General features: G+C 45.2%; 6 protein-coding genes. All 6 read right to left on the reverse strand.

Annotated elements, in window-relative coordinates; translation table 11 throughout:
* Window positions 1-928: 2-iminoacetate synthase ThiH (thiH, locus tag CXF78_RS11430; RefSeq protein ID WP_102036850.1), on the reverse strand; the 928-nt coding region annotated here is incomplete at its 3' end.
* A 1-nt stretch (window position 929) separates the two neighbouring features.
* The gene (locus CXF78_RS11435) at window positions 930-1,739 is read right to left on the reverse strand and encodes a thiazole synthase (RefSeq protein WP_011637653.1); all 810 of its coding nucleotides are present in this window, start codon (window positions 1,737-1,739) and stop codon (window positions 930-932) included.
* 2 nt (window positions 1,740-1,741) lie between these two features.
* Window positions 1,742-1,969 (reverse strand): sulfur carrier protein ThiS, encoded by a 228-nt coding sequence (gene thiS / locus CXF78_RS11440; protein ID WP_102036851.1) that lies wholly within the window; start codon window positions 1,967-1,969, stop codon window positions 1,742-1,744.
* Window positions 1,956-2,762, reverse strand: a complete 807-nt coding sequence (locus CXF78_RS11445) for a HesA/MoeB/ThiF family protein (protein ID WP_165870994.1) — start codon at window positions 2,760-2,762, stop codon at window positions 1,956-1,958. Before CXF78_RS11445 ends, thiS begins: the two co-directional genes overlap by 14 nt.
* Complete coding sequence (locus CXF78_RS11450; RefSeq protein ID WP_102036853.1) at window positions 2,759-4,435, reverse strand: bifunctional hydroxymethylpyrimidine kinase/phosphomethylpyrimidine kinase; 1,677 nt, start codon at window positions 4,433-4,435, stop codon at window positions 2,759-2,761. The genes CXF78_RS11445 and CXF78_RS11450 overlap by 4 nt, the downstream gene beginning before the upstream one ends.
* Before the next feature lie 5 nt (window positions 4,436-4,440).
* Window positions 4,441-6,048 (reverse strand): phosphomethylpyrimidine synthase ThiC (thiC, locus tag CXF78_RS11455; RefSeq protein WP_102036854.1); only part of this gene is annotated, 1,608 nt, incomplete at its 5' end.

Raw genomic sequence — 6,048 nt, forward strand, 5'->3', positions numbered from 1 at the left:
GGAGTAAATTATCCCTTAATGATGGTAACTCTCGCGTGGATAAACTGATTTCGAGCTGGGGGTTAAACAACCTAAATGCACAGATCATTTGTACTAATCCTGCGTCGGTTAATTCAACTTTCGGTGTAATGCCGCCAGTACATGGACGTAAACGAGGTAGTGAAATACTGTAGCGACTGCGCCAGTAGGTATTTTCCAAGTAATCTAGATGAAAGCCCATAAGTAATGCATCTAAGCGCCAATCATCTAACCCAAGTAATACCCCGAGGCCAATTTTATCGATACCCGCTTTTGCCACTCGGTCAGGGGTATCTAAGCGATAGATAAAGTCTTGTTTTTTGCCGCGAGTATGATGCTGAGCATAAGTATGAGCACGATATGTTTCTTGGTATACCATAACGGCATCAACACCTAGTTTGCCAAGACGCTGATACTGATCAGTCTCCAATGGTTGAACTTCCATTGCCACGTAATTAAAAGCCCTGCTAACTAACGGTAGCACCGACTCAAAATACTCCATTCCAACTTTAGTTTCGTGTTCGCCAGACACCAATAATATAGAATCAAAGCCACGTTGTTTAATAATCGCCATTTCCGCTGCTAGTTCATCACGAGTAAGAGTTTTGCGCTTGACCTTATTGCTCATACTAAATCCACAATAATCGCACTCATTGGCGCACAAGTTTGATAAATATAAGGGTAAGAAAAGGCCGATATTTGCACCAAATCGCTGCCGAGTCAGCTGAGCTGCTTGCTTCGCCATCGGTTCAATGTATGGCATTGCGGCAGGAGATAATAATGCCAACAAGCTATCAAGATTACCGCTTGGATTTTTCAAAGCCAACTCAACGTCTTTGGCGGTTGTTGAATACAACTTCATCGATAATGCTTCGGGGGCTAATTGCGCAAATACGCTTGAATACGTCATACTAGCCCCCCTTACTATTCACTGACTTTGCAAGTGAACTGATTGATGGCTCTGACAAGAATCCGGTCAAAGGACTGGTCGCGTGAGCATGGTTGTTCACGGCCCCTAATCCAGCAAGATAAGCTTGTCTTCCTGTGGCAACCGCATCAGCAAAACATTTAGCCATTTGCTGAGGATTGGCACTACTTGCAATCGCGGTATTCACCAATACTGCAGCTGCGCCCATTTCCATAGCTCTGCAAGCTTGTGAAGGTGCACCAATGCCGGCATCCACTATTACCGGGATATTAGCCTGTTCGATAATAATGCTTAAGAATGTTTCCGTTGCTAACCCTTGATTACTGCCTATTGGACTGCCGAGTGGCATCACCGCAGCGCAACCGACTTCTTCTAAGCGCCTACACAAGACTGGATCAGCATGCACATAAGGCATGACAATATAGCCTTTTTCGCATAAGTGTTGAGCCGCTATTAATGTTTCAATAGGATCGGGCATGAGGTATTTAGGATCGGGATGAATTTCAAGTTTAATCCATTTAGTGCCCAGCATTTCATAAGCGAGTTCAGCGGCAAAAATAGCTTCTTTGGCATTACGCGCACCAGCGGTATTAGGTAGTAATTTAACCCCCATACTTTGCAAAGGACCGAGTAAATTGTCATGGCCGCGAGTCAAATCAATCCGCTTCATCGCTAAGGTGACTAACTGCGAACCAGAACTTGCTATCGCTTGTAACATTGTATTGTGATTTGAAAATTTTCCTGTTCCGGTGAGTAACCGAGACGAAAATTGATGATCGGCTATCGTTAACATCATTAACCTCCAGCAACGGCAGAAAAGACGGTTATATTGTCATCGGCTTGACACACTGCATGCATCCAACGACTTCGAGGCACAACAGTATCGTTGACCACAATGGCCACTCCTTGAGTGGGTAAATCACTCAGTATAAGTAGTTCAGCCAAGTTTAAATTAGCCCGAACTTGTTGCTCGACACCATTGAGGTGCAGAGTTATTACCCCATGGGGATCAGTTTGTGTCATTAGACCGCTCCTGATGATCAGTAAATGGATATTGATGACACACTTCACACTGTGGGTCTTGACTCATGTTGGCATACTGCCAACGTAAATCCTGAGCATTAAATCGATGTAAAACACCGTATTTCGTAAAGGTATTGCAGATGTGCTGCAGGCCCACCAGCGCTTGCATACTGGCTATAATGCCCACGGCGGGCCCAAACACGCCAGCTTGAGTACAATTTTGCATAATGGGTGTATCAAGTGGATATAAACAACAATAGCAACCGCTGTGTGAATGTGGGCTGGAAAAATCAATACAAAATAATTGCCCCTGATATGCACTGATAGCACCACTAACCAAGGTTAACTGATGCTGTACACACAGTTGGTTTATCAATTGCCTCGCACTGACATTATCTGTGCAATCGAACACTACAGGTTTTACCGTAAATCGTTTAACAAGCTGCTTAAAATGCGCTGAGGTAATGGGTTGTGCTAACACGTCGATATTGATTTGAGGGTAAGCATCACTCAGTGCACTTTTTGCAATGTTGACTTTTGCTTTGCCAATATCAGATGCCCTGAACAGTAGTTGCCTTGGTAAATTGGATAATTCCACCACATCATGATCAATTAACAGTATTTGCTGAACACCCGCAGCAGCTAAATAATGCGCCACTACATTTCCTAAGCCTCCTACACCGATGATCACTACAGGGCTATTCATAATGGCAAGCTGCCCTGCTTCTCCAATATCACTCAGTAGCATGGTGCGTGAATACTGAATGTAATCCAGACCAGATAGAGAATTCATACGCCCTCCTGAGGTGAACAGGCTTTTGCTAAAGGTCGGGTAAGCTGCAACCATTTATGATGCAAGGCTCGATACGCTTTCGCAGGATCGTCAGCCATAGCTACCGCTCTAACAACAGCAGCATCACCAACGCCGGTTTCAGCGATCAACTCAAGGTTATTTAGATTTATCCCGCCAATTGCAACAGTAGGATAATGGCGCGCAAATAAACTGGCATAACGTTTAAGTTTGCTGAGCCCTTGAGGCGCGGAAGGCATTTGCTTGGTCGTGGTAGCAAAAATATGCCCAAGAGCAATATATGAAGGCGAACATTGGTGGGCTAACAAGGCTTCAAAATAACTGTGACTCGATAACCCTAACGCCATTCCTGTTGCCGCTATCGCGGTTAAATCTGCAATGACCAAATCCTCTTGGCCTAAATGAACCCCAAAAGCACCGTGTTTAATCGCCAGTTGCCAATGATCATTAATAAACAACTGAGCATGATATTCGCGGCCGAGTTTGATGGCCTCAATGATATTCGCTTCGAGTGTTAATCGTTGCCGATTATCGGTATCGGCATCGGTATTAGTCGCTAGCTTGGCACGATATTGGACCGTCTTGCAGCCCGCTTTTAAGACATTTTTTAATATTCCAAGATCATCTAAAACAGGATAAATCCCCAAGGATTGATGCAGCGCTTTAAAACCATTCAGTGGAGCTGGCTTAAACCGATCTTGAGCGCGATAGTCAGAAGAGACTAACTTGATTGATGGCATCATTTCTAAATCAGCAGGCCAACCAGTACGGGCTAATACACCAGGTCCTTGGCCAAGGCTTACACCTAAAGTGAGTCCCTTATTGACGTAGGCTTTTGCCAGCACAATAGCATCATGGATCACGAAGTTATGGGCAATAAAACACGCTATTGCAGATGATAATGTGCAACCACTGCCATGATTATTAGTCGTTGCTATCCGCGGGTTACTTAGCATAAACACCGCATGACTGTGTGCAAGGCTGACGCCTTTAACGCTTTTACTCACATATACATCTATCGCCTGCTGTTGCTGCCACTGAGCATCACCGCCTTTAGCGAGCACATGACATTTAAATGTATCGGATAACAATTTGGCATCGCGGATCATTTGCTGTTGCTGAGAACCATTGCTGCCGACATCAGCACAATCTTGCGCTAACGCATACTGAGAACATAAACGTTTCAATTCGTGCTGATTAGGCGTTAGTAAATCAATTAAACCAATGAGAGGGCTAAAATCGAGATCGATAGGATTAAAGTGCGCACCACTACTGGCGACCATGACAGGATCAAGCACCACAAAAGGTACCATCATCTGAATAGCACGCATTTGAGCTAAACAGCCAGCTAATATGTCCACCTGTGCTTGGGATGCCAACAGGCCAATTTTAATCGCCACTGGCGGCAGATCGGCAAGTAAACTGCTGAACTGGGCCAACAACATGGATTCAGAAACGGTTTCTACAAGACTCACACTGACTGAGTTTTGCGCAGTTACTGTGGTTATTACGCTACACCCGTGACACGACAAGTCTTGCATAGTTAATAAATCAGCTTGAATCCCCGCACCACCACCACTGTCTGAACCCGCTATGGTCCAGACAATGGGTGGGGTTTGAGTTATGGATTCACTGACAAATGTCGATGAATTCATGGCGATTATTCAACCTCTACCGTTAAGTCAGTATTAACTTGTGCTGCGGGTTTGACATCGTGATAAAGCGCCGAGCCCGACGCTTTGAACTCTGCCGACTTTTGCGCCATCGCTTCGGACGGATTTATGGCTTGAGTCGTATGTAGAGCTTGATAAGCATTAGCCGAAGAGACTTCAATCTTAAGTGCCTCTGCTTGTTGAAGATTCGCGGCATATTCACGCACTTCGTGGGTTATTTTCATCGAGCAAAATTTAGGCCCACACATTGAACAAAAATGAGCCACTTTTGCTGATTCTTGTGGTAACGATTCGTCGTGGTAAGCACGAGCGGTATCAGGATCAAGGCCTAGGTTGTATTGATCTTCCCAACGGAATTCAAAGCGGGCTTTGGATAACGCATTATCACGAACTTGTGCACCTGGATGACCTTTAGCGACATCAGCAGCATGAGCTGCAATCTTGTAGGCAATTAAGCCTTGTTTTACATCTTCTTTGTTAGGTAAGCCTAAGTGTTCTTTGGGGGTGACGTAACACAACATCGCCACGCCATACCAAGCCATCATGGCAGCGCCAATCCCTGAGGTGAAGTGATCATAACCCGGCGCGATATCGGTAGTTTGTGGGCCTAAGGTATAAAAAGGCGCTTCGTCACAAAGGGCCAATTGCTTTTCCATATTGACTTTAATCAACTGCATTGGCACATGACCAGGGCCTTCGATGATGGTCTGCACATCGTATTCCCATGCAATTTTGACCAATTCACCTAAGGTTTCTAATTCCGCAAATTGCGCTTCATCATTGGCGTCGGCAATTGAACCGGGGCGCATACCATCCCCTAAAGACAACGACACATCGTATTGGGCGCAAATTTGGCAAATATCGCGAAAATGTTCATATAAGAAACTTTCTTGATGATGACTTAAACACCACTTAGCCATAATTGAACCGCCACGCGACACAATGCCGGTAAGGCGTTTGGCGGTCATGGGTACATAACGCAATAACACCCCTGCATGAATCGTAAAATAGTCTACGCCCTGCTCGGCTTGTTCAATCAATGTATCTCTAAATACCGCCCAACTGAGGTCTTCGGCAACGCCATTAACCTTTTCTAATGCTTGATAAATCGGCACAGTACCAATCGGCACAGGCGAATTACGGATAAGCCACTCACGCGTTTCATGAATATAACGTCCAGTCGACAAATCCATGACCGTATCGGCGCCCCAACGGGTAGACCACACGAGTTTTTCAACTTCTTCTTCAATCGAAGATGTCACCGCCGAATTACCAATATTGGCATTCACCTTCACCAAAAAATTACGCCCAATAATCATAGGTTCAGTTTCAGGATGGTTAATATTCAGCGGAATAATTGCTCGACCTCGGGCGACTTCATCGCGGACAAACTCAGGAGTGATAAGTTGCCCAATATGTGCACCAAAATTCTCACCTGGGGCTTTTTGAGTCAACACGCTATCGGTTACTTCAGCGCGAGCCATGTTTTCACGAATGGCAATGTATTCCATTTCAGGGGTAATAATACCTTGGCGTGCATAATACATTTGGGTCACGCATTTGCCCTTCTTGGCACGTTTAGGCGCGACTAAGGC

The sequence above is a fragment of the Shewanella sp. 11B5 genome (assembly GCF_002836795.1).
Classification (GTDB): domain Bacteria; phylum Pseudomonadota; class Gammaproteobacteria; order Enterobacterales; family Shewanellaceae; genus Shewanella; species Shewanella frigidimarina.